The organism is Parageobacillus toebii NBRC 107807 (genome assembly GCF_003688615.2).
GTDB lineage: Bacteria > Bacillota > Bacilli > Bacillales > Anoxybacillaceae > Parageobacillus_B > Parageobacillus_B toebii.
In genome coordinates this window covers 1,855,279-1,878,272 of record NZ_CP049703.1, presented here as the reverse complement: position 1 = coordinate 1,878,272, position 22,994 = coordinate 1,855,279, and the positions used below count along the sequence as shown (strand labels likewise).

The window sequence follows — 22,994 nt, the reverse complement described above, 5'->3', positions numbered from 1 at the left end:
CATTTTTCTATCAATTCCTGCAACCATTCGATTATTTTTGTATTCCGATTCGAATGCGCCACTTTTCTTTTTTTGTTTTTCCTTCAATGGATATAATTTTACAGCGGCCAAATCCGCGCGCGGAAAGAATGTCTCCTTGTTGGCATTCAAAATGTGCTTGTTCAACGATTTTCCAATTTACTTTTACAAATCCATTTTCAATGAATGACTGAATTTTTTGCCGTGATACATGAAATGCTTGTGATAATATTGCATCCAGCCTTAATGATGAAGCGGTAATGGTCGTATCTTGCCACTTTTCTTCTAACGTGATAATCTCTGTCAACGGTCTTTTTTCTACCGAAACATTTGCTTTCCCGATTGCGTGCAAATGTAGGCGGATATAGTCCGCCACTTCGTTGGCCGCCAAAAATTGAACCCGTTCCTCCTTCATTAAAATATCACCAAATTTTCCGCGCCTCAACCCAAGCGACATGAGCGCCCCTAGCACTTGGCGATGCTCTAGGCTGATAAATTTGCTCGGATAATGGACCTCAAACAAAGCAATTTCATAATCTTCATCCGTGGGCTGAAAATATGGCGGGAACAATAGCGCTCTTTTGCGCTCCACAAACGGGGCGCCGCCAAAAAAAGCAATGCGAACCTCCTCATCGCGACCGATGACGCTTTGCACAATTTGTTGCTCACGTGGATCTAAAAAGTCAGTAAGCTTTGGTGCGTATTGTCTCTTTACCGTTTCTTGCCACTCTAATACCTGGTCAATAAAATGATGTTCTTCTTTGCGAAAATGCTGGTATATTTCCATCTGTTCACACCTAACTTCCATGAAGAAAGGAACCCTATGATGGATTCCTCACACTAAATTTAACATATCAAAAAGGGCATACAACCCTTTTGTCGCAAATTCAAGCACTAAAAAAGCGACGATCGGAGAAATGTCAATCATTCCGATTGGTGGAATAATGCGGCGAAACGGTTCTAAATATGGCTCGCAAATCGTCGCAAGCATTTGGCCGACTTTTGTATCACGAGCATTGGGAAACCATGACATCAAAATGTAAATAATGAGCGCATACGAATAAATTTGAATCAATGTACTCAAAAACCAAAGCAAACTGTGCATAAACGGCTACCACCTCTTCATTGATGTATCATCGTCACTATCGATGGAAATCGAACCAGTCACATCTACGTTATCTGGCGTGCACAAAAAAATTTTTGTGCCAACTTGTTGAATATCTCCTCCAATGGCATATACGGTACCGCTTAAAAAGTCGACAATACGCTTTGCTTGTTCGTGTTGAATTCGTTGTAAATTCACCACAACCGCGCGGCGATTTTTTAAATGGTCAGCGATTTCTTGCGCTTCCGCATATGCTCTTGGCTCAATTAATACTACTTTCGACGACTTTTGCACGCTTTGTAAGCTCACCACATTGGATTTGGTATTTGCCTTTGTCGCTTGCCGCATTTCTTCCTCTTCCTCATATTCCTCTTCATATTCTTCATATTCCTCATAGTCTTCCTCTAAAAAATAATCTTTAAACTTTTTGATTAATCCCATTGATTTCACCTCCTAAAATTCTTTTCCAACCAGCGATGTGCCAAGGCGAATAAAAGTTGCGCCTTCTTCAATGGCGATCACGTAATCGTTGGACATCCCCATAGACAGTTCCGTACATGGAGCGTTTGGAATATGTAATGCTTGTACATTTTCTTGCAATAATTTTAATTGACGAAAGCATGTACGTAAAATAGATTCATCATCTGTATAAGGCGCCATCGTCATTAAACCAATCACTTCAATATGCGAAAAGTCTTGCAGCTGTTGAATAAACGGAATCACTTCTTCTTTTGCTAATCCATGTTTAGTCGCTTCACCCGATACGTTCACTTGAACAAAACATTTCACCCGCTTCGTTGCTCGCTTTTCGATTTCTTTAGCAAGCGACATACGGTCAAGCGAGTGAATATAATCCACTTTGTCAATAATATTTTTCACTTTTCGTGATTGCAGTGTGCCAATAAAATGCCATGTCGGCTCCGCGCCCAACGCTTCATATTTTTTCAACAACCCGTCATCACGATTTTCTCCCAAATCGGTAATGCCGGCTTCTAGCGCCTCTCTCGCCCGCTTTACACTTACATATTTCGTAACGGCAACAATGCGAATGTCGGCAGGATTGCGTCCTACTCGTTGGCACGCTGCTTCAATGTTTTCTCGAATGATTGCTAAATTGTCGCGAACCGTCATCATTCATTCCTCCTTCCTGCCGATAAACGCCATCATTCTTCCTGTTTTTCCTTGATCACGGCGATGAGAGAAAAACAAATGATCAGCACAACTCGTACAATACCCGGAAACATCAATATGTTCTTCATGAATTCCTGCCTTTATCAGTAATACTTTATTCAGCTCTTTTAAATCAAGAGCATATTGCCCTATGCTCACCTGCTTATACGGAAGCTTCTCTTCCCCTTCCAAAACGCGATCGACGCGCGTGATCACACGGTCATCGACGATATAGCAACAAGCGCCAATCGAAGGGCCGATCACAACGTATATATCCTCAAGAGGAATTTGCTCACACTCATGCCAAAGACGAACCATTTCTCCCGCAATGTTTTTTACTGTTCCTTTCCATCCGGCATGAGCAAGGCCAATCATGCCATGTTTCGGAGCCATAAAATAAAGCGGTACGCAATCAGCAAAACATAAGGCAAGCAACAATCTTGCCTCTTCTGTATACAGACCGTCCGTACCCGCTATAGCGGACTGATAATCCGTTGTTCCTTTTCCACCGTGGTCGGTTGTCACCTTTTCAATGTGAACATCATGTATTTGGTCGCAACATATCCACCGTTCAAGTGGAAATTGCAACAAATCCGCCAAACGCTGTCGATTGCTGCAAACAAAAGAAGGGTCATCCCCAACATGCAGCCCTAAATTGAATGTCGCAAACGCTCCTTTACTCACTCCTCCATGTTTCGTCGTAAATCCAGCGACGATCTGAGGAAACGAATGCGACTGCAGCATCAACAATTCCTTTTCTATTTGTCGAAAAATATCTGACATCCTCGTCAACCTCATATCTTTTTTGTTGATTTTTATCACTTTTTTTCCTATTTTATCATAGTTTGCTTAAACATGATAATCCTTATTTTTTTTATTTACTCGCTTTCATGCAAACGTACTAAAATAACGTCCGCACCAATTTTGACGATATTTTGCCACGGGATGACTGTCGTTTCCTCCCGGCCAAATAAACCGAGTACTTTCCCTGATCCTAAAATAATCAGTGATTGTATTTGCCCTGTCTCTAAATCAATATCTATGTCCCCGATATTGCCTAATTTTTTTCCGTTTGCAACGTTTACCACATCTTTTGTTTGAAACTCAGAAATTCTCATCATTCAACATCCCCCGCTTTCTTCTCTTATCATAACTATATGAGTTTGCCTAGTGGCTTATGTAAAAAAGAAAAGAGCTGAACGAGCAGCTCTTATACTTGAATGTTTTTATTCATTTGACGAATCGCCGCCTTTTCCAACCGCGATACTTGCGCTTGGGAAATTCCAATTTCTTCGGCAACTTCCATTTGCGTTTTTCCTTGGAAAAAACGCTTGCGGATAATCATTTTTTCTCGTTCATTTAGACGGCGCAGTCCTTCTTTTAGCGCAATTTCTTCAATCCATTGGCTATCACGGTTGCGTTCATCACTTAATTGATCCATCACGTAAATCGGATCACCGCCATCGTTATAAATTGGCTCAAATAACGAAACAGGGTCTTGGATTGCATCTAAGGCAAACACCACTTCCTCATGAGGAATGCCAAGCACCTTTGCAATTTCTTCCGCCGAAGGCTCTTTCGCCGTCTCGCTCATCAACTTTTCACGCACTTGCAACGCTTTATAGGCAATATCACGAAGCGAGCGAGATACGCGAATCGGATTATTATCGCGCAAATATCTGCGAATTTCTCCAATAATCATCGGTACTGCATATGTCGAAAATTTTACATTTTGGTTTAAATCAAAGTTATCAATCGATTTCATAAGTCCGATACAACCAACTTGAAATAAATCATCCACAAATTCACCGCGATTATTAAAGCGTTGAATGACGCTCAATACAAGCCGCAAATTGCCATTCACTAATTTTTCCCTTGCCTCCAAATCCCCTTCATGCATTCGCTTAAACAATTCTCTCATTTCTTCGTTTTTTAGTACAGGGAGCTTAGATGTGTCTACTCCGCAAATCTCAACTTTGTTTCTTGTCAAGTTGTTCCCTCCCATCAGGAGATGCTAAATCGTCCATTTTCAGTATCTCCTCCGGAAGGAAAAATATGCACGCAGATCCATGCATAAAAAAACGGCAATGCGAAACCATTGCCGTCATTTTACATCATTTTATTGAATTCTTTGCGAAGCCGCTTAATAATCCGCTTTTCTAGCCGTGATATGTAAGATTGCGATATGCCAAGCAAATCGGCAACATCTTTTTGCGTTTTTTCTTCTCCGCCTGAAAGCCCGAAACGAAGTTCCATAATTTGTTTTTCACGGTCGCTAAGCTGCCTTAGCGCATTGAATAAAAGACGCCGATCGACATCTGCTTCAAGGTCTTTCGTAATCACATCATCTTCCGTGCCAAGCACATCTGATAACAATAATTCATTACCATCCCAATCAATATTTAAAGGTTCATCAAACGATACTTCCGCACGCACTTTATTATTGCGGCGCAAATACATTAATATTTCATTTTCAATGCAACGAGAAGCGTATGTCGCTAATTTAATTTTTTTCTCTGGATTAAACGTATTTACTGCTTTAATAAGTCCGATCGTTCCAATGCTAATCAAATCCTCGATATTAATTCCCGTATTTTCAAATTTGCGCGCAATATATACAACAAGCCGTAAATTGCGCTCAATAAGCAGCGACCGTGCAGTTTCATCCCCAGATGAAAGCTTTTTAATCAACATCTCTTCTTCTTCTTTTGTCAACGGTGGCGGCAGCGCCTCACTTCCACCGATATAATACACTTCATCCGCTTTAATCCTTAACTTCGCCAATAACTTATACCAAAAATAAATGATACGAAGTTTCCACGTTTTCATCAAAATCCCCCCTTCTAAATTAGCAAAAAGCGAGTATGATATAGTAACGAATCATGAAGCTGTGAGCCTCTTCCCCGTTTGTACCATTTTCGGATGTATAATACACTCATATTCTCCATCAGCAGATAAATTGGTTTCGTTTAATCCGACAAGCCCTTTTTGGATTTCCAGCCATTGTTGTTCGTAAAAAATCATGATGCGGTCTGGTCTAATCGCAACTAAAAATTGTTGTTCGCTCCCTACAACCCGATATGGAACAATACGCAGACGATGCACCCACTTTTCCAATTGCTCATTATTGATCCAATCCATTGATTTTCCTAACTGGATATGTTGCACTAATTCTTCCGGCAGCACTTCCTTTACTTTATTCATCTCAACAATCATGACAGGCATTTTCGATAGTGGATCATATAGTTGGTTGCCGCTATCAATGAGTCCTTTTAATTGAAGAGGTATGCCATCAAATACAATAAGGACGTCGACAATATGTTCAAATCGCAACTTTTTTTCGCGAATCCCGTTGATGCGTGCTCGCGAAAATAACCATAAGGCTGGGAATCCTAATAAAACAAACATCCAACTGACCGGGTCGCCCACACCGAGCGAATACGTTGTTAACACACTTGCATGAATATCGATTTGCCGCTGCAAAAAATAATGGACGGCAATCATACCTCCTCCGACCGTAAACGTCACAAAATAAAAGGCAAATAAATTTTCCAAAAAATACCTTATTCGTTTAAATCCAAATGTAACGAAAACGATGAGAAATGAGAACACAATTTTGATTGCCGGATGCTGAGCATACATAGAAAACGGTGTAAATATCATTACAACAAGAGATGCGCCAATAAACGCTCCAAACAACACTCGCCACCACACGACATCCCGCTTTAACATAATTGCTGTCAACCAAAGCAATAAACTGTCAAAACAAACATTTAATAACCAAATGACATCCAAATAAACGGCCAATCAAACAGCCTCCTTCACTCACAACAAAAACAAGCAGTTTCTGAAAATAGTATATAGTACATCTTATTGGAAAGTCTGTCAATTTATGATGGTGAAATACAGGAATTTTTGTCAAAGAAACAAGAAAAGCGGAAGGCGGCGCGATTAGCTCTCGAAGCGAAATGTTCTTCGACCGCTGAAGTGCTTGCACTTCAAGGGAGAAGGTTATTTCGCACAAGAGAGCTAGCCGCCGAGCTAGACAATAAAGAAAAGCGGAAGGCGCCCAATTTCGCCTAAAAGCTGCCCACGTCCTGTGGGCAACGGCGAAATGTCGCCATCCTGGCTCCGCGACACGCGCTGAAGGACCCGCGAGGAGGCTCAGACCAAACAAAGTTTGGTCTTGCGTGGGTTGTTCAGAGAAGTTAATTCAATGTGTTGCCGCCGCAACTAGGCAAATGGAAAAGCAAAAGGCGCCCCTATTTCTCCTAAGAGTGGCCCCGCGTCCTGCGGGCAACGGCGAAATGTCACCATCCTAGCTTCGCGATACGCGCTAGGAAAAAATATTAACTAAAAGAAAAAGAGCACGAACCATAAAAGATTCGCGCTCTTTCGTTTAGCGGCGGCGATTGCGATTGCGAAGAAAAGCAGGAATGTCAAGCGGATCTTCGGCTTGCGCGGAACGCAACGCCGCATAATCTTGTACGGCTTCTTCGTGTTTTTCCCGTTTTGGTGCTGCTGTTACTTTCGGAATCGTACCAATTCCAATACGGGATGGGCGCGATTGTGATGCCACATTTTCATTAAACCCAGTCGCAATAACCGTTACAATAATTTCATCTTTTAAGTTTTCATTAATGACCGAGCCGAAAATCATATTAACATCTTGGTCAGCCGCAGATGCGACAATATCGGCAGCTTCTTGTACCTCATAAAGGCTTAAATTCGTGCCGCCAGTAATGTTCATCAAAACACCTTGTGCTCCATCAATCGATGTTTCTAACAATGGACTAGAGATTGCTTTTTTGGCCGCTTCCGCCGCCCGGTTTTCCCCGCTTGCAATCCCGATGCCCATTAGCGCAGAGCCCTTGTTGGACATAATTGTTTTCACATCGGCAAAGTCTAAGTTAATAAGACCTGGCACTGCGATTAAATCCGAAATACCTTGTACACCTTGACGAAGAACGTTATCTGCTTCACGGAATGCCTCTAACATCGGTGTGTTTTTATCGACGATCTCTAGCAAGCGGTCGTTTGGAATGACAATTAATGTATCGACTGCTTCTTTCATCGCGGCAATACCACTTGCTGCCTGTGTCGCCCGTTTTCTCCCTTCAAATGTGAATGGACGGGTAACGACACCAACAGTCAATGCTCCTAATTCACGGGCGATTTGAGCAATAACTGGAGCAGCCCCAGTTCCTGTTCCACCGCCCATTCCTGCAGTAACGAACACCATATCAGCGCCTTTCAGCGCTTCTTCAATTTGCTCCTTACTTTCTTCCGCTGCTTTTTTCCCTACTTCCGGATTTGCACCTGCGCCTAAACCGCGCGTTAATTTTGCGCCAATTTGCAGCTTTGTTGGTGCTTTCGATAAATTTAACGCCTGTGCGTCCGTATTGACAGCAATAAACTCAACACCTTGTACACCGTGCTCAATCATTCGATTTACAGCGTTGTTACCGCCGCCGCCAACACCAATCACCTTAATCGTTGCCATTTGATCAATTGTAGTGTCAAACTCCAACATAACTAAATCCTCCCAAATTCAATCTCTATTCAAAGAAATACCCGAAAAATTTTTTTACTTTTTTTCCAAGAGTCGCTTCTTTCTTTTTTTGTTTCGGTTGTGATTGCTTTTGCGGATGTTTTTCAACAGGCTCCGCAACCGATGCAGCAACAGGAACCGATTTCCCTTGCAGCATCGCTTGTTGATAAGCAAACTTGATCAGCCCTACTCCTGTCGTATACTGTGGATCGCGCACACCTATATAATCAGGCATAGCAATGCGAACGCTGCTTCCTAATACGACATGAGCCAATTCTAATATTCCTGGCATATTTGCTACTCCGCCAGTTAGCACATAGCCGCCTGGCAAATCACGAAATCCTAGCTTGCGGATTTCATGTTGAACCATTTGAAAAATTTCTTCCAGCCTTGCCTCAATAATATCGGCAATGTCTAATTGACTAAATTGCTGATGCTGATCAGTCCCGATAACCGGCACGATAAATACTTCTTCTTCAGAAGCATAGTCATAAAAAGCATGTCCATGCTTTAGTTTAATCCTTTCTGCATCTTCCGTCGATGTTCGGAGCCCGATCGATAAATCTTTTGTAATATGATCCCCTCCTACTGGCAAAACGGAAGTGGCCTGTAAAAATCCTTGTTCGAAAATAGCGATAGTCGTGGAACCGCCACCGATATCGACTAACGCCACCCCTAAGTTTTTCTCATCGTTTGACAAAGCAAGAGAACCAGCAGCAAGCGGCTGCAGGCAAATATCGCTTATTTCCAGTCCAGCTCTTTCTACACAGCGGAGTAAGTTATGTAAAATCGTTTTCGAACCGGTAATAATCGTTCCTTCCATTTCAAGACGGACACCGAGCATTCCGCGCGGATCGTTAATGCCATCTAACCCATCAACGATAAACTGCCGCGGAATCACGCCAATAATTTCCCGATCTGGAGGAATCGATACGACTTGCGCGGCATCCATCACGCGCGCAACATCTTCATCGGTAATTTCGCGGTTTTCACTGGAAACAGCAACGATGCCGTGGCAGTCTTGAAGCTGGACATGATTGCCCGTCACACCAACAATGACACGGCGGATCGTTAAACCAACCATCCGTTCCGCTTGCTCAACCGCTCTTTTGATCGATTGCACCGTTTTATCTATATCCACTATGGACCCTTTTTTAAGTCCTTCCGATTTTACATTTCCTACTCCAATAATGTTAATAGATTCATTTAGCATTTCTCCGATTATGACTTTAACACTGGACGTGCCAATGTCAAGACTAACGATGATCTCATTGCTGCTCATCTTTTGGTACCTGCCTACTAAAATCGTATATGCACCGCTTCCGTCTGCAACTGTGGCTTCTCATCCATTTTCTTGCGGCCCTATTACGTATTTTAGTAAGCAGTGACACCTCCTTTAAGCTGAAATTTATATATCTCGTATATGCCACACAATTGCGTTATTCTCTATTCATCTTTTAATCTATAACGGATACGCTTGCTTATCATCAGCAATGTTAAAAAGCGAACCAATCATTTTTTACTCCATATATTCAACATTTTAAGAAACTTTCCCTTTTTTCCAATTAACTTTTTTCACGGTTCTGTCGCCTTTCCATCCATTCGGCAAGAAGGAGGCGGCGAATGACAGCGATATTTTGAAAAAGGCGCACCCCAAATGCAAATACAGCTGCTAAGTACAAGTCTACACCAAGATGGACACCAAGAAAAGTTAAAGTTGTAGCCAAAATAATGTTAAAAAAGAATCCTGTTATAAATACTATTTCGTCATATGTTTGCTGTAAATGGGCGCGGAGTCCACCAATTAATGTATCAAATGCAGCAAGGATTGCAATGGATAAATAATTGGAATATTCGTCAGGGACGCGCAAATCGCTCAAAAATCCTACTATTAAGCCAACGAATAAGCCGATGAGCGGGAGCCACATATTATTTCTCCTCCTTTTCGGCTTTTACCGTTTCCATATATTTCACGTTCCATTTTTCTTTAGACGGCGGAATAACCACTGATGTCAACGGTTCAGAAATTGTAAGCTGCAAATTTTCAACGACAAAATCATCACGAATTGTCGATACTTTTAAACGATTACATAACATTTTTGCATCATCTGCGATTACTTTTACTGTAATTGGCAATGAAGAGATTTTGCTATCTCCGATTTTCGTCGCACCATTAACATCGCGAATCGCCGTCGTGTTTGTAATCCGCTCCTCGGCAATAGCAATTTCTTTCGCACCGTACATGTTTAATTCATTAATAAGCCGGTGCAACAGTTCAGGCGACACCGTTTCCGCAATGGGACCTACGTAATGATCCGAATAAAATGGTTCAATTGTCAAAACAATTCCTAGACCTTCTATTTTTGTCAAACCAGCTTCCTGTTCCAATTCACTTACTGTTTCATGCAAAACGGCTTCTTGATTAGATCGCTGCTTTTGCTTGTAATTCCGTAATTTTTCCTCATAATCCCCGATTTCTAATACAAGTTGTCGCTGCAATTGTTGTTCTTTTTTTAAATCAGCGCGCAGCTCCCAAATATCACGTGTATCGCGAACTTTAGGATGTGACGTTGTCTGAAGTTGAACAGCTAGCATAAATCCAAAAATGGTCGTAATACAAGTAAAATAGATCGTTTTTTTTCCGTTCCAATCATCTTCACCATTCTTTCTGCCGAGGCAATTTATGGATGATTAGCATGAAAGATAGGATCTAACACTATTTCATCTTTACTAGCAATCCTTACAATTATGTTATCTTGAATAAGCTGATCCTTTACCCCGCCGGGAATGTTCAAAGCGGAAGCGAGAACCGTTGGATTGCCAATTGCGGAGATGACAAAAGGGGCTGCGTGTTGCGTGCCATCTACTTCGATTACGGGACCATTGCAAACAATGTACGAACGATGGGAAATTCGTTGCCCATTAATGGCGATTGCTTCTGCTCCGGAAATGAGCAGCTCATGAATGACTTTAAAGACATGTTGTTCGTGAACAATGTAGTCTGTCGCACTTTGTTCAGAAGGAATATAAGATGCATCCGATAACGTTATTTCAATTCCTTTTCCTTTTACTTTCGCCTCTCCAACATACATGCGTAGTTTTTCTGCTTGTTTTGCCAAATCCGTATACGATGTTTGTTGTTCTGCCAACGCTTTTTCCATCTCCACAACTTCATTTTGTTTTTGTACTAACTCGTTTTTTAATCGTCGATTTTCTTTCTGTATCTTAATCACTCGCTCTCGGTAATCATACTCCTTTTGCCATTGCCGATCTGTTATATTTCGCTTTGATGCTTCCCTTTTTGTATATTGATAAGAAAACGCCAGCATAGATCCTAGTATAAAACAGATAAAAGAAAGGATGACACGGTTACCTTTCCGCTTTGTCATTGTCATCCTCCTTTTTCGGTTGTTTATAAGCGGTAAAATAATTGCTTACTTCTAAATGGATTACCCCTTTTACGTTTGGATCTAATTGCTGGACAATAGACGGATACAATGACATTTTATCGGCAAAATTTTGTACGTTCGCACTCACTTCAAAACCATCATTCATATAAACAGTAATATGATAACGGTTATCATCGCTCGGTGTATAATGAATTTCAGAAATGGCGTTTAATATCGATGGGGAAAGCTGCGCCAACTGTCCTGCGATTTCTTGAATATCTTCTCCCTTTTTCCAATTAATTAAAATCGGCGCATCGCTTGGCGCGGTTTTTGATGTGTGTTTCTTTAGTATGTAACCATTTTCTAAAAGCGGAAAAAATGTTTGTTGGTCATAAATATAAGCGATTCTCCTCCGCTCTTTCACATGAATGATGATCGTATTTGGGAAATGTTTTTCCAATGATACGCTCTTCACTTCCGGATGTTTCTCCACATTCCGCTTAATTTCGTCTTCTTTTACTTTCCAAAAGCTTGTCCGTTTTGTGATGCCGCTTAACTGTATCACTTGTTTTGCGGAAAGATGATGATTTCCGTTTACTTGAATATGACGGACATAGCTTAATGGTGATTGAAAATAAATCATGCATAAAATGAGAAGAAAAAAGAAAGAGATATACGCGATTAAACGACGATTCGCTTTTTGTCTCCGCCGTTCCTTTAATTTCGGCACCCGTTCCTCAAGAACAACGATTTTTTTTCCTTTTTCCAAAGCCATTCACCGCTTTCCGACATAAGCTCGAAAGCACATCTATAAAAACAAACGGCACACCTCGATGCCGTTGTATTTCTATGTTTGATAAACATGGACAAACTCAATTTTATTATATCATAGCATTATAATATATAGAGAGATAGATTTTACAACTTCCGGCCAATAATTTCTACTTCTGTCCGCAAATGAATGCCATGCAATTCATGAATCGTTTTTTTCACAAACTGAATTAAGTCCAGTACATCTTTTGCTTTTGCTTTTCCTGTATTAACGATAAAATTGGCATGCTGTTCAGAAATTTTCGCGCCGCCAATCGTATATCCCTTTAAACCAGCCTCTTCAATCAGTTTTCCAGCATATTGCGGCAAAGGATTGCGAAATATGCTGCCCGCACAAGGTTTATCCCACGGTTGTGTCTCACGGCGATAATCTTTGTTTTTCCTCATTTTTGCAACAATTTCTTCACGGTTCCCGGAAGTAAGCTGAAGTTCCGCTGCTATACAAATTCCACGTCTTTTTGTTTGCAACACAGAAGTGCGATACGCAAATTGCATTTCCTCATTCGTCAGCCATTCCATCATCCCGTCTGGAAATAAAATTAACGCCCTTTTTACGATTTGTGACATATCGGAGCCGTGCGCCCCCGCGTTCATATAAACAGCTCCCCCGACCGATCCAGGAATTCCGCCGGCAAATTCTAAACCAGACAACCCTTGTTTGCTCATTAACGTGGCAAGGCGTACTAATGAGTATCCTCCACCGACCGTAACGGTTTCCCCATCAACATGTAATTCATCTAACCCTTCGCCAATTTTGATTACAACCCCTTCGACCCCTTCGTCAGAAACAAGTAAATTCGAACCACGGCCAATCGCGCGCCATGGCACTTCATGCTTTTTTATAATCGCCATTGTTTTTTTCAGGTTTTCTACACTATCTGGTTCGATCAATACATCTGCAGGGCCGCCAACTTTTATCGTCGTATGGTTCGATAAAGGTTCCATTTCCTTCACTTTCCCAACGTTAGCGCTTAATAATTCATTTACCATTGCCTTCATGGCTTTCATCTCCTTTCCCAAACCGCCTATGTATATACGTATGCTCCTTTCATCGCAGATGTCACCTTAACAAAATGAGAGGGTGTCTCTCTAATTTGAGAGATACCCTTCTAGATCGATGAAACTTGAACATTTTGTTTTTTGGTTGTTGGATGCAACGCAACGAATTGGTTTTATTAATATTTTGCATGCTTGCTAATGTTTAGTAAAACCCCAATTGCCATTAACATAAGCGTTAATGATGAACCACCATAGCTTAAAAACGGCAGCGTAATTCCCGTTACCGGCATTAATCCTGTAACAACGCCGATATTAATCATTACTTGAATGGCCACCATCGAAATAATGCCGATGGCAAGAAAACTTCCATACAAATCCGGCGCCCCAAGTGCAATACGCACTCCGCGCCAAAGCAGCAAGCTAAATAAAAGTAAAACAAGCGACCCGCCAATAAACCCAAGTTCTTCTGCTAAAATCGCAAAAATAAAGTCAGTTTGCGGCTCAGGCAAATAAAAAAACTTTTGTCGGCTTTGTCCCAGCCCTAAGCCAAACAAACCTCCAGGGCCAATCGCATATAGCGATTGAATAATTTGAAACCCGCTTCCAAGCGGATCTTCCCAAGGATTCAAAAAAGAAGTAATCCGCTTAATTCGATATGGCGCTGACAAAACAAGAGCAGCAAATCCTGCCAGTCCAAGTATTCCTAATCCGATAAAATGGCTGATGCGCGCACCAGCAACAAAAATCATTGCAATACATGTGCCGACCATTACGGTGCCGGTTCCTAAGTCCGGTTGAAGCATGATCATTCCAAACGCAAAAAACACAAGTGCCAAAGCGGGAAGCAATCCTCGTTTAAACGATGTAATATTTTTTTGGTTTTCCGACAAGTACTTTGCCAAAAAGGCAATCATTGCAAGTTTCATAAATTCGGACGGCTGAATGGAAAACGCCCCAACACCAATCCAGCTGCGTGATCCATTGCGAACCATTCCGACTCCGGGGATTAATACGAGAACAAGCAACAAAAAACAGACGATAATAAGCACTTTCGACCAGTCGCGCCATGTCCAATAATCAATATTCATAATAAAGAACATTGCAATGACTCCCGCGCTGGCAAACAAAAGCTGACGTTTTGCAAAGAAAAACGAATCATGAAACTTATATTCCGCCCAAATGGCACTGGCGCTATACACCATAATAAGCCCAATTGCCAACAACGAAAACGTAAGGATAATCAGCAAAAAATCAGGCGTAGACTTTTTCCGCGGCAATGCCCAACACCTCTACTTTTCTAAACTAGGAGAGAAAAGGCTGTCCTTTCTCTCTATTTCAACTTATGCACGGCATTGATAAAAATGTCTCCTCTTTGTTCAAAAGTTTTATATTGATCCCAGCTTGCACATGCCGGCGACAGTAAAATGACATCACCTGGTTCGGATAGTTGATAAGCAACTGGTACAGCTTTTTCCACATTATCGACATATTCAATCGTTTCTATTCCTGCCTGTTTAGCGACACGAGCTATTTTTGGCGCGGTTTGGCCAAACAATATGATTGCTTTTACGTTATGCAAATAAGGAAGAAGGCCATCAAACTCATTGCCGCGGTCTAGCCCACCTGCCAAAAGGATGACAGCATCTTTTTCAAAAGCGGACAGTGCTTTTTGTGTCGCAAGAATATTGGTTGCTTTGGAGTCATTGAAAAACTTTCTCCCATTAATAGTAGCAACATATTGAAGCCGATGCTTCACCCCTGTGAATGCCGTTAAGACTTGGGAAATAGCTTTATTGTCTACGCCTACTAATTTTGCCACAGAAACAGCTGCCAATATATTTTCCAAATTATGTTTTCCTGGAAGCACTATATCGCCAACAGCAATTACCGCTTCATCGTTCCAATAGATCAAACCATCTTTTATATAAGCACCGCGGTCTAACACTTTTGTTGTCGAAAAAGTAACTTTTTGTGCATGAATGTTCTCAGCAAGCTGCATCACAAGTTCATCATCTGCATTAATGACCGCATAATCATCATTTGTCTGGTTTTTAAAAATATTTGCTTTTGCCTGTGCATAAGCTTCTTTTGAACCATGGTAATCTAAATGGGCATCAAAAATGTTTAATAAAACGGAAATACGCGGGCAAAAATCGCGAATTCCCGCTAGCTGGAAGGAGGAAAGTTCCGTTACAAGCCAATTGCCTGCTTCCGCTTTTTTTGCCACTTCACAAGCAGCCATCCCTATATTTCCCGCAAGCAGCGGGCGTTTTTCTCCTTCACGCAGCATCTCAAAAATTAATGTTGTTGTTGTTGTTTTTCCATTGGAACCTGTAATCCCAATAAAAGGTGCCTCCGAAATGTGATACGCTAACTCCACTTCTGTGACAACGGGCAATCCTTTTTCCATTGCTTTTTTTACCATTGGATTCGTATATGGAATGCCAGGGTTTTTCACAACAAAATCAAACGGCTCATCCAAGAGCTCAAGCGGATGCCCGCCGCAAATCACTCGGATTCCCATTTGTTCTAGCTGTTGCGCTTCTTTATTTTCTTCAAACGTCTTTTGATCATTTACCGTGACGTTGGCACCTAGCTCATGAAGCAGTTTTGCCGCTGCAAATCCGCTTTTTGCCAAACCAATGACTAACACCTGACGTTGTTGATAGAAAGCTGCCTGTTTCAATTAAATCCACACCTCGATATAGATTCCTAGCATTGCAAATAATAAGCCGACTGCCCAGAATGTGACGACAACACGCCACTCCGACCAGCCAATCAACTCATAATGATGGTGCAACGGGCTCATGCGAAATACACGTTTTCCCGTTGTTTTAAATGAAATGACTTGAATAATAACGGACAGTGTTTCGATAACAAATACACCGCCAATAACAACAAGCAATATTTCCAACTTTGTTAAAATTGCCACTGTAGCAATCGCGCCGCCTAACGCAAGCGACCCGGTATCTCCCATAAATACTTTTGCTGGATGGGCGTTAAATACTAAAAATCCTAGTACAGCCCCAACAACGGAAACACAAAAAATAGCGATATCATATTGGCCTTGGTTCCAGGCAAGAACGGCATAAGCGCCGAAAGCAATGGCCGCTGTCCCAGCCAATAAACCATCGAGCCCATCGGTTAAATTGACCGCATTCGAACCGCCGACAAGCATGAAAATAAGCAATAACACATATCCAAAGCCAAGATTAATAGAAAGATCTGTCCCTGGAATATGTAAGGCAGTAGAAAAACCACTGCGCTGATATACAAAATAAAAAACAATTGCAATAATTAATTGCCCAATTAACTTTTGTCTGCTCGTCAACCCAAGATTCCGTTTCATCACCACTTTAATAAAATCATCCAAAAAGCCAAGCAATCCATAACCAATCGTTACAAAAAGCAATAAATATGTTTCAACGGAAAGAGTTGCAAATTTTCTCGTCATCAATAACGTTGTCACAACGATGGAAAGTAAAATCATAATACCTCCCATCGTCGGGGTGCCTGATTTTTTTTGATGCGATTTCGGTCCTTCTTCCCGTATGCTTTGCCCGAATTTTAACCGTCTTAAAAACGGAATAAACAATGGCGATAATATAACAGTAATCAGAAAGGAAAGAACAATGGCTAAAACAATGACTTGCTCTAGCATGATCGGTCACATCCTTCTTGTCCTTGAACACGCATCCATTTCTGTTGCAGCCGTTTAAGAGCAGCGAGCACCGCTATATCATATGAATGATTTTGTTCATTATGAGCAGAAATGGTAAGGTTAAACTTTGTTTTTTCGCTCTTATTGTTTTCCCATTGCCCATACATATCTAAAAGCTCCTCTAATGCTTGAATTGGTGATGAAACAAAAAAGACCGGAAACTGATTTGGAATGTAACGCGGCAATTCATCGCCTTCTTGCCAAAACGCGGCGATTGCTCCATGTTCAATCGCAATTTTTAACGTTTCCATCCCATGCCCAAGCGGAACGAATAACCCTTTTGGGGCATGTTCATAAGGATCTACAAACACATGGTGAAACGTAATCGCATCATCGACAATGCCACGAGCCTGTTTACATAACCGTTTGACCATTTCATATGTCAACATATGTTCTTCCGCTCCTTAATCGCTTCCCGGGCAACAAGCCGATCATCAAAATCAATGACGCGATCGCCAATAATTTGGTACGTTTCATGCCCTTTGCCTGCGATTAAAATAATATCTCCTTCTTGCGCTTGTTCAATCGCGTAATAAATCGCCTCCTTGCGATCGACAATCGTTACATAACGCTCGCTGGAAACACCTGCTTCCATATCGCGCAAAATTTGTTCAGGCTCTTCGGAACGCGGATTATCAGAAGTGAAAATGGCCACATCGGCGTATTTGACCGCTGTTTTTGCCATAAGCGGCCGTTTTGTACGGTCTCGGTCACCGCCGCAGCCAACAACAACGTAAACTTTTTTCTGAGCAAATTGCCGAATTGTTTTTAAGACATTTTCCAAACTATCTGGCGTATGAGCATAATCAACGATTACTGTAAAGTTTTGCCCTTCATCGACTGTTTCAAACCGTCCCGCAACCCCAGAAATTTCTTCAATCGCCTCTACAATAACAGAAAATGGAATACCAGACACAAGAGAGGCGGAAACAGCTGCGAGCAAATTATATACGTTAAACAATCCGATTAACCTTGTTTTGACCCGAACAGTACCGTGCGGTGTGATCAGATCAAACGACATTCCGCTTGGAACAATATCAATTCGCTTTGCCATAATATCGCTATCTGTTTCAATTCCGTATGTAATAACGGTTGCAGCCGTCATATGCTTATAATATTGTGAAGCAGGATCATCGTTGTTTAATACCGCAAACTTTGGCCGTTTGTGATCATAACGATTTCCGAGCTGGGAAAACAGCAATCCTTTCGCATTGCGGTATTCTTCCATTGTCTCGTGGTAATCGAGATGATCTTGCGTTAAATTAGTAAACACAGCAACATCATAGTCACAGCCGTGCACGCGTCCCATATGAAGGGCATGCGAAGACACTTCCATGACCGCAACATCGACACCTTCGTCCACCATTTGTTTAAACGTTCGTTGCAACAGCAACGATTCTGGCGTCGTATTTTTCGTTGGATACGTATCATCGCCAATTTTAATATGCACCGTTCCAATTAGCCCCGTTTTTTTATTCGCCTTTCTAGCGATGTGCTCTATTATATGAGTCGTTGTCGTTTTCCCATTTGTGCCCGTAACCCCGATTAAATGTAACTGATGGGTCGGCTGTCCGTAAAACGCATCGGCAAGCACCGCCATTGCGCGCCGGCTATCACGAACGACAATAACGGGCGCATCTACATCAAGTGGTCGTTCGGCAATGATGGCTACAGCACCATTTTCGACTGCCTGTTTCGCAAAATCGTGGCCGTCCACTGTAAATCCTTTGATGCAAATAAATAATGATCCTTTTTTTACTTCTCTCGAATCCATTTCAATGGAAGTAATTGTCGGGTTTTCACCGACATACGTTGTAAAATCATGCAAATACGAAAGCAGCGTCTGCAGCTTCATTTTTGTTCATTCCTTTCGCTTCATAGTCCTTTAGAAGAAAACAATGAAAAGCGGAAAAAAGGGGCGAGATAGGATATATGACAACTTACATCAGCCGCCCCCTTGATACATCGATATATTGATCGCTTTCATCGAACTTCTTTTTTAGAAGACGTCTTTGATGCTAAGTAAATGCGAATAGTGGAACCTTCTTTCACTTTCACCCCAGGTTCTGGAGCTTGCTCAATAACAACATCACCTTCTCCACTAACATCTAATTTTAAGTTAAAAAGTTGCTCTTGCAAGTCTTTTTTTGATAAGCCGATTAAATTTGGAACTTCGACCATTTTCGGATCATTCCACGCCCGTTCTTTTTCTATTTGGCCTTTGCGTGGTTTCACGCCAAGTGTACGTAGACTATCCTCCATAATTTTTCCGACGATTGGAGCAGAGACGACACCACCGAATTGAACCGTTCCTTTCGGATTGTCGACAGCAACATAAACGACAAGCTGTGGGTCATCCGCCGGTGCAAATCCGATAAAAGAAACGATATGATTATCTTTTAAATATCGGCCGCCTTTCGCTTTTTGTGCTGTTCCTGTTTTTCCGCCAACACGATACCCTTCTACATAGGCACCTTTTCCTGTCCCTTGTGCAACAACGCTCTCTAGAGCATAACGAATTTGTTTCGACGTTTCCTCGGAAATAACGCGTCGCTTCGCCTTTAGTGTATTGCGGCTTACTACCTTTCCTGTTTCAGGATCAACCCATTGCTTCGCAATATATGGCGTGTACAAAATTCCACCATTTACTGCCGCAGAAACAGCTGCCACTTGCTGAATCGGTGTCACCGACACCCCTTGCCCAAAGGCCGTTGTTGCTTGTTCGACAGGCCCAACGCGTTTCAAATCAAATAAAATTCCGGTTCCTTCCCCCTGCAAGTCAATGCCTGTTTTTTCACCAAAGCCAAACTCCTTAATGTAGTGAAACAATTTTTCTTTCCCAAGGCGTTCCCCTAACTCTACAAAACCTGGGTTACAAGAGTTTTGCACAACTTCTAAAAAAGTTTGCGATCCATGCCCGCCTTTTTTCCAGCAACGTAATGTTGCACCGGCAACTTTTACATATCCTGGATCATAAAAATGATCTTTCAATAAATTTACTTTTTTTTCTTCCAACGCCGCAGCAAGCGTAATAATTTTAAACGTCGAACCAGGTTCATACGTACTCCAAATCGGCAAGTTGCGGTTATAAATTTCCGCTGGGACGTTTCGATAGTTTGCCGGGTCAAATGTTGGACGGCTCGCCATTGCCAAAATTTCTCCCGTATTCGGGTTCATTGCAACTGCAATAATGCCGTCTGGATTATACTTTGCTTCGGCAATATCGAGTTCCCGCTCCACGATTGTTTGGATACGCGAATCAATCGTAAGCACCAAATTTAACCCATCTGTTGGCGGCGTATAATCATCTGCCATATTAGGCATTCTTTTTCCTTTTGCGTCCGAATAAAATTGCACCGAACCGCGTTGACCGCTCAATTCTTTATCATAATAGAGCTCTAATCCCATCAAGCCCTGGTTATCGATGCCGGTAAATCCTAAAACATGGGACAAATAACTGCCGAACGGATAATAACGTTTCGTATCTTCCGCGATATATACCCCTTTTAAGCCGAGTGCCCGAATTTCTTTTGCTTTTTCATTCGATATTTTCCTACCTTCTGGAATGCGCTCGATCGACGTTTTTTTCGTAATATGTTTATACGCTTTTTCGACGGGCATATTTAACACTTTCGCTAACTTTTCTGCCGTCTCGGCCGGATTTTCAATCTGGCGCGGAATGACGTATACTGTTGGAGCGCTCATATTCGTAGCGAGCGGAACGCCATTGCGATCCAAAATTTCTCCGCGCTTCGGCTCAAATGGAATATTTCGGCTCCATGAATCTTTCGCTCTTTCTGTTAACATATCACCTAATATAAATTGAACATATCCGAGACGAATGTCAATAATCGCAAAAATAAACACCCCAACTAGAAACACGATCATTAGCCGTTTGCGGACAGTGACGTGGGAAACACGCATATAGTGGAACCTCCTTTGTGATAGGCTCGTTCCACTATATGCTTGTACGCTTCATTATAGAACGTCTTAAATCAATCCACTGGTCCGTCGCTTTTTTTCTCGGATGCTTCTTTTTGTTCTTGTTCCATTCTCTCATTCCATTTTCGCGGTTCTTCTAATTCTACAATTAAGTAATCACCTTTCTTTACTAATGCACCTGGCCGAATATTTTGGCTGACGACATACCCATTTCCTTTCGTGCTCGGACGAAGCTCTAGCAGTTCCGCTACTTTCATCACATCTCTTAGCGACCAGCCGCGCACATCCGGCATCACTGCTTCCCCGTCCGTTTTTAGCACAACCCGCTCTCCAGCGATTACTTTATCACCAGATAACGGTACATGTTCTTCAATTTGCCGCCCATTTCCAATTACAATTGGGACAAGCCCTTTTTCCTTTAGTTCTTTCACTACTTCTTCTGTAGAACGACCCGCGTAAGAACCGATTTCAATTCCTTTTGATTTTTCTTTTGACGCCTTCTTATTGGAAGAAGGCTGAATGTGCAAATATTGAAGACTATTTTTCATCACGCTAGTAAAAATATGTGAAACAGGAGCTGCCCCTGTCTCCGTATAGGATAGTTTTGGCTGCTGAACTGCGACATACATAATTAAACGCGGGTCTTCTTTCGGGGCCATTCCTAAAAAAGAGAAAATATAGTTTTCATAGCCGGTTAAATATCCTCCTCTTGGTGACGGAATTTGTGCTGTTCCTGTTTTTCCAGCAACTCGGTACCCTTCAATTTGATACGGACGCCCCGTTCCTTTCTCCGAAGTAACTACCGTTTCTAATATATCTAACACTTGTTTAGCCGTTTCTTTTGTAATTGGTTGTTCCACTACTTCTGGCTTGTTTCTTGCAATCACTTTTCCTGTATCCGGGTCAACAATACGATCGACCACATATGGCTTCATCATTTTTCCGCCGTTTGCAATCGCGGTTGCGGCTTGAATTTGTTGGATTGGTGTCACCGATGTTCCTTGACCAAATCCTGTCGTTATTCTTTCAATCGGATATTTGTAATGAATTTGCCCTACCGCTTCTCCTGGAAGGTCTATACCAGTTTTTTTGTCAAAACGGAAACGATGCAAATATTGCAAAAAGCGGTCTTCTCCTAACTTTTCTTTTACTAAAATAGAAAAAGCGACATTAGAAGAGCGTTGTACTCCTTCGTTAAACGTAATCGTTCCCCAACCTACTTTGTTATGGTCACGAATAATATTTGGTCCCACTTTATAATAGCCAGACCGATACTGTTCATTCCCGTTATACACACCTTCATTAATTGCAGCCGCAAGCGTAAAAATTTTCATTGTCGAACCAGGCTCATACGGATAGGAAATCGCATCGTTGAAATAGTTTTGTATATTGCGCTTATTTGGATCAAAACTCGGTCTTGTTCCCATTGCTAAGATCTTTCCTGTTTTCGGATCTGCAACAATCGCAATTATTTTTTTCGGCTTATATTGTTTTTCCACATCGTTCATCGCATCTTCTAAAAACGTTTGAATCTTTTGATTGATCGTTAAATAAACATTCGCTCCATTATCCGGTGGAACGACGGTTTCTTTCGTATTTGGAAGGCGAAATCCGCTGATATCCCCGGCAAAAGATACGTAACCGTCTTTTTCACGCAAATGCTTATCTAAGCTTTTCTCAATCCCCATTTTTCCAACTGTTTCATTTTTTTTATTATTTTTTTGTACGTAACCAATTACGTACGAGGCAAAATTGCCATTTGGATAAAATCGTTTTGTATCACGAATAAACCCAATCCCTGGCAGATTTAATGCTTCAATTTTTTCTTTCAGTTCATAGCTAATATTTCGTCCATTTGCGCCAAATTCCACTTGTTTTGCATCTTTTGTTAAAATTCGTTTCACTTCATCTACATCCATCTTTAGCAATGGGGCTAATTTTTTTGCTGTTTTTTGTGGGTCAACAACATGTCTCGGATGATCAGGATCTGTCGTCATTTTTGGATCAAGGACAGCTATAACTGTATATGACGGCACATCTTGAGCAAGCACTTCGCCATTTCGGTCAAAAATGGTTCCGCGCTTTGCTTCGATCGTTCGCTTTTGTTTATACTTTTCCTCCGCCTTTGCCGCTAACACTTGGCCATCAGCAACTCCCGTTACCTGCAACTGAATAAAACGAGCCAATAACACAAAAAAGAGCAGACTGAATAAGAAAAATAATATAGCTGCTCCTTTATGTGTATTGCTATGCTTTTTCCTTTCCATC

At 41.7% G+C, this 22,994-nt stretch carries 24 protein-coding genes; 1 reads left to right on the top strand and 23 read right to left on the bottom strand.

Annotation, left to right across the window (positions count from 1 at the left end):
- Positions 1 to 31: 31 nt before the first annotated feature.
- From DER53_RS09760 to spoIIGA, 9 genes are all read right to left on the bottom strand, one after another.
- The gene (locus tag DER53_RS09760) at positions 32 to 805 is read right to left on the bottom strand and encodes a YlmH family RNA-binding protein (protein ID WP_062678258.1); all 774 of its coding nucleotides are present in this window, start codon (positions 803 to 805) and stop codon (positions 32 to 34) included.
- Between the two features lie 48 nt (positions 806 to 853).
- Entirely contained in the window at positions 854 to 1,123 is a 270-nt protein-coding gene (locus DER53_RS09755; protein WP_062678259.1) for a YggT family protein, read from the bottom strand.
- Between the two features lie 6 nt (positions 1,124 to 1,129).
- Positions 1,130 to 1,564, bottom strand: coding sequence for a cell division protein SepF (locus DER53_RS09750; protein WP_015863370.1), 435 nt, complete (start codon positions 1,562 to 1,564; stop codon positions 1,130 to 1,132).
- A 12-nt stretch (positions 1,565 to 1,576) separates the two neighbouring features.
- Complete coding sequence (locus tag DER53_RS09745) at positions 1,577 to 2,254, bottom strand: YggS family pyridoxal phosphate-dependent enzyme (protein ID WP_041269847.1); 678 nt, start codon at positions 2,252 to 2,254, stop codon at positions 1,577 to 1,579.
- Positions 2,255 to 2,257: 3 nt separating this feature from the next.
- On the bottom strand, positions 2,258 to 3,076 hold the full coding sequence (gene pgeF / locus DER53_RS09740) for a peptidoglycan editing factor PgeF (RefSeq protein WP_062753464.1): 819 nt from the start codon (positions 3,074 to 3,076) through the stop codon (positions 2,258 to 2,260).
- 95 nt (positions 3,077 to 3,171) lie between these two features.
- Positions 3,172 to 3,414, bottom strand: a complete 243-nt coding sequence (locus DER53_RS09735; protein WP_015863367.1) for a YlmC/YmxH family sporulation protein — start codon at positions 3,412 to 3,414, stop codon at positions 3,172 to 3,174.
- A gap of 89 nt (positions 3,415 to 3,503) precedes the next feature.
- A complete protein-coding gene (gene sigG, locus DER53_RS09730) occupies positions 3,504 to 4,283 on the bottom strand; it encodes an RNA polymerase sporulation sigma factor SigG (RefSeq protein ID WP_062753466.1) in 780 nt (259 codons plus the stop codon).
- Between the two features lie 119 nt (positions 4,284 to 4,402).
- Entirely contained in the window at positions 4,403 to 5,122 is a 720-nt protein-coding gene (sigE, locus tag DER53_RS09725; RefSeq protein WP_015863365.1) for an RNA polymerase sporulation sigma factor SigE, read from the bottom strand.
- A gap of 51 nt (positions 5,123 to 5,173) precedes the next feature.
- The gene (gene spoIIGA, locus DER53_RS09720) at positions 5,174 to 6,100 is read right to left on the bottom strand and encodes a sigma-E processing peptidase SpoIIGA (RefSeq protein WP_062753468.1); all 927 of its coding nucleotides are present in this window, start codon (positions 6,098 to 6,100) and stop codon (positions 5,174 to 5,176) included.
- 108 nt (positions 6,101 to 6,208) lie between these two features.
- Here spoIIGA and DER53_RS09715 point away from each other — a divergent pair, with 108 nt between their 5' ends.
- On the top strand, positions 6,209 to 6,376 hold the full coding sequence (locus tag DER53_RS09715; protein WP_156482438.1) for a hypothetical protein: 168 nt from the start codon (positions 6,209 to 6,211) through the stop codon (positions 6,374 to 6,376).
- Positions 6,377 to 6,692: 316 nt separating this feature from the next.
- Here the strand turns inward: DER53_RS09715 and ftsZ are convergent, their stop codons facing one another.
- The 14 genes from ftsZ to DER53_RS09645 form a co-directional block, all read right to left on the bottom strand.
- On the bottom strand, positions 6,693 to 7,826 hold the full coding sequence (gene ftsZ / locus DER53_RS09710; protein ID WP_062753470.1) for a cell division protein FtsZ: 1,134 nt from the start codon (positions 7,824 to 7,826) through the stop codon (positions 6,693 to 6,695).
- A gap of 25 nt (positions 7,827 to 7,851) precedes the next feature.
- A complete protein-coding gene (ftsA, locus tag DER53_RS09705; RefSeq protein ID WP_062753472.1) occupies positions 7,852 to 9,126 on the bottom strand; it encodes a cell division protein FtsA in 1,275 nt (424 codons plus the stop codon).
- 283 nt (positions 9,127 to 9,409) lie between these two features.
- Positions 9,410 to 9,772: a small basic family protein gene (locus DER53_RS09700; RefSeq protein WP_015863361.1), complete on the bottom strand. Its 363-nt coding sequence runs from the start codon at positions 9,770 to 9,772 to the stop codon at positions 9,410 to 9,412.
- A gap of 1 nt (position 9,773) precedes the next feature.
- Positions 9,774 to 10,439: a DUF881 domain-containing protein gene (locus tag DER53_RS09695; RefSeq protein ID WP_167317823.1), complete on the bottom strand. Its 666-nt coding sequence runs from the start codon at positions 10,437 to 10,439 to the stop codon at positions 9,774 to 9,776.
- A gap of 86 nt (positions 10,440 to 10,525) precedes the next feature.
- Positions 10,526 to 11,233 carry a DUF881 domain-containing protein gene (locus DER53_RS09690; protein ID WP_062753476.1) on the bottom strand — a complete coding sequence of 236 codons (708 nt, stop codon included), beginning with the start codon at positions 11,231 to 11,233 and terminating at the stop codon, positions 10,526 to 10,528.
- Positions 11,214 to 12,008, bottom strand: coding sequence for a cell division protein FtsQ/DivIB (locus DER53_RS09685; protein ID WP_062753478.1), 795 nt, complete (start codon positions 12,006 to 12,008; stop codon positions 11,214 to 11,216). The genes DER53_RS09690 and DER53_RS09685 overlap by 20 nt, the downstream gene beginning before the upstream one ends.
- Before the next feature lie 143 nt (positions 12,009 to 12,151).
- Positions 12,152 to 13,063, bottom strand: a complete 912-nt coding sequence (gene murB / locus DER53_RS09680) for a UDP-N-acetylmuramate dehydrogenase (protein WP_062753480.1) — start codon at positions 13,061 to 13,063, stop codon at positions 12,152 to 12,154.
- 176 nt (positions 13,064 to 13,239) lie between these two features.
- Positions 13,240 to 14,340: a stage V sporulation protein E gene (gene spoVE, locus DER53_RS09675; protein ID WP_062753483.1), complete on the bottom strand. Its 1,101-nt coding sequence runs from the start codon at positions 14,338 to 14,340 to the stop codon at positions 13,240 to 13,242.
- Positions 14,341 to 14,393: 53 nt separating this feature from the next.
- Entirely contained in the window at positions 14,394 to 15,749 is a 1,356-nt protein-coding gene (gene murD, locus DER53_RS09670; protein WP_062753485.1) for a UDP-N-acetylmuramoyl-L-alanine--D-glutamate ligase, read from the bottom strand.
- Positions 15,750 to 16,724: a phospho-N-acetylmuramoyl-pentapeptide-transferase gene (mraY, locus tag DER53_RS09665; RefSeq protein ID WP_062753487.1), complete on the bottom strand. Its 975-nt coding sequence runs from the start codon at positions 16,722 to 16,724 to the stop codon at positions 15,750 to 15,752.
- Positions 16,718 to 17,173, bottom strand: coding sequence for a hypothetical protein (locus DER53_RS09660; protein WP_062753489.1), 456 nt, complete (start codon positions 17,171 to 17,173; stop codon positions 16,718 to 16,720). The genes mraY and DER53_RS09660 overlap by 7 nt, the downstream gene beginning before the upstream one ends.
- Positions 17,167 to 18,639 carry a UDP-N-acetylmuramoyl-L-alanyl-D-glutamate--2,6-diaminopimelate ligase gene (locus DER53_RS09655; protein ID WP_062753491.1) on the bottom strand — a complete coding sequence of 491 codons (1,473 nt, stop codon included), beginning with the start codon at positions 18,637 to 18,639 and terminating at the stop codon, positions 17,167 to 17,169. Before DER53_RS09655 ends, DER53_RS09660 begins: the two co-directional genes overlap by 7 nt.
- Positions 18,640 to 18,767: 128 nt before the next feature.
- Entirely contained in the window at positions 18,768 to 20,708 is a 1,941-nt protein-coding gene (locus DER53_RS09650) for a stage V sporulation protein D (RefSeq protein ID WP_062753493.1), read from the bottom strand.
- Between the two features lie 71 nt (positions 20,709 to 20,779).
- Positions 20,780 to 22,993, bottom strand: a complete 2,214-nt coding sequence (locus tag DER53_RS09645; protein ID WP_062753495.1) for a penicillin-binding protein — start codon at positions 22,991 to 22,993, stop codon at positions 20,780 to 20,782.
- Between the last annotated feature and the right edge of the window lies 1 nt (position 22,994).

What these genes read in the sequence shown, in the direction of transcription:
- DER53_RS09755 (WP_062678259.1), bottom strand. Translation starts at nt 1,123, where the DNA reads ATGCACAGTTTGCTTTGGTTTTTGAGTACATTGATTCAAATTTATTCG.
- murB (WP_062753480.1), bottom strand. Translation starts at nt 13,063, where the DNA reads ATGAAGGCAATGGTAAATGAATTATTAAGCGCTAACGTTGGGAAAGTG.
- DER53_RS09750 (WP_015863370.1), bottom strand. Translation starts at nt 1,564, where the DNA reads ATGGGATTAATCAAAAAGTTTAAAGATTATTTTTTAGAGGAAGACTAT.
- DER53_RS09745 (WP_041269847.1), bottom strand. Translation starts at nt 2,254, where the DNA reads ATGACGGTTCGCGACAATTTAGCAATCATTCGAGAAAACATTGAAGCA.
- DER53_RS09690 (WP_062753476.1), bottom strand. Translation starts at nt 11,233, where the DNA reads ATGACAAAGCGGAAAGGTAACCGTGTCATCCTTTCTTTTATCTGTTTT.
- DER53_RS09655 (WP_062753491.1), bottom strand. Translation starts at nt 18,639, where the DNA reads ATGAAGCTGCAGACGCTGCTTTCGTATTTGCATGATTTTACAACGTAT.
- DER53_RS09650 (WP_062753493.1), bottom strand. Translation starts at nt 20,708, where the DNA reads ATGCGTGTTTCCCACGTCACTGTCCGCAAACGGCTAATGATCGTGTTT.
- DER53_RS09735 (WP_015863367.1), bottom strand. Translation starts at nt 3,414, where the DNA reads ATGATGAGAATTTCTGAGTTTCAAACAAAAGATGTGGTAAACGTTGCA.
- sigE (WP_015863365.1), bottom strand. Translation starts at nt 5,122, where the DNA reads ATGAAAACGTGGAAACTTCGTATCATTTATTTTTGGTATAAGTTATTG.
- DER53_RS09695 (WP_167317823.1), bottom strand. Translation starts at nt 10,439, where the DNA reads ATGCTAGCTGTTCAACTTCAGACAACGTCACATCCTAAAGTTCGCGAT.
- DER53_RS09700 (WP_015863361.1), bottom strand. Translation starts at nt 9,772, where the DNA reads ATGTGGCTCCCGCTCATCGGCTTATTCGTTGGCTTAATAGTAGGATTT.
- mraY (WP_062753487.1), bottom strand. Translation starts at nt 16,724, where the DNA reads ATGCTAGAGCAAGTCATTGTTTTAGCCATTGTTCTTTCCTTTCTGATT.
- ftsZ (WP_062753470.1), bottom strand. Translation starts at nt 7,826, where the DNA reads ATGTTGGAGTTTGACACTACAATTGATCAAATGGCAACGATTAAGGTG.
- DER53_RS09760 (WP_062678258.1), bottom strand. Translation starts at nt 805, where the DNA reads ATGGAAATATACCAGCATTTTCGCAAAGAAGAACATCATTTTATTGAC.
- ftsA (WP_062753472.1), bottom strand. Translation starts at nt 9,126, where the DNA reads ATGAGCAGCAATGAGATCATCGTTAGTCTTGACATTGGCACGTCCAGT.
- DER53_RS09645 (WP_062753495.1), bottom strand. Translation starts at nt 22,993, where the DNA reads ATGGAAAGGAAAAAGCATAGCAATACACATAAAGGAGCAGCTATATTA.
- DER53_RS09660 (WP_062753489.1), bottom strand. Translation starts at nt 17,173, where the DNA reads ATGTTGACATATGAAATGGTCAAACGGTTATGTAAACAGGCTCGTGGC.
- pgeF (WP_062753464.1), bottom strand. Translation starts at nt 3,076, where the DNA reads ATGTCAGATATTTTTCGACAAATAGAAAAGGAATTGTTGATGCTGCAG.
- DER53_RS09685 (WP_062753478.1), bottom strand. Translation starts at nt 12,008, where the DNA reads ATGGCTTTGGAAAAAGGAAAAAAAATCGTTGTTCTTGAGGAACGGGTG.